At 61.0% G+C, this 441-nt stretch carries 1 protein-coding gene; it reads left to right on the top strand.

Annotation, left to right across the window (positions count from 1 at the left end):
- Positions 1-233, top strand: a 233-nt coding sequence (locus IMZ11_RS44185; RefSeq protein ID WP_228649734.1) for a hypothetical protein, incomplete at its 5' end; no start/stop codon positions are given.
- Between the last annotated feature and the right edge of the window lie 208 nt (positions 234-441).

Here is a 441-nt window from a genome sequence, read left to right as displayed (position 1 = left end):
CCGTCTGGCGATCAGACACTGATCTCCAGGCGCCCAACGATCAGAACGCAGGTCCAGATGAAGAAAAGGGAGATCCACCGCGGCACGTCGCCGGTGACACCCTCGAATCACTGTGCGTCGAGGAGTACGGGGATCACGATGTGAAAACGCGCGCAGCAGTTGCCACCGCGGCCAACCACATCAGCCGTCCGCTCGCCTTGTTCTGTAATCAGGTGGTGTACTTCCCGTCGTGAACACCCCACGCCTAACGAGAATGGTTGTTTGCCAGGCGATCCCACGAAGCTAGAAGGCGAGGGCGTCGTAACCGCCCGGTAGCCAACTTGTGATCGCAACGTCGCAGCGTGCGGCGCCTTCCCGGTTGCAGCGCGTGCGCAGGATGCGGTACCAATCATCAGGTGTGCGCGGGAAGGACCACCTGAATGAGCGGGATTGGGACAGAAG

This window comes from Microtetraspora sp. AC03309, assembly GCF_020826795.1.
GTDB classification, from domain to species: Bacteria; Actinomycetota; Actinomycetes; order Streptosporangiales; family Streptosporangiaceae; genus Microtetraspora; species Microtetraspora glauca.
The sequence above is the reverse complement of the archived record's forward strand: the minus strand, read 5'-3'. Positions and strand labels throughout refer to the sequence as shown.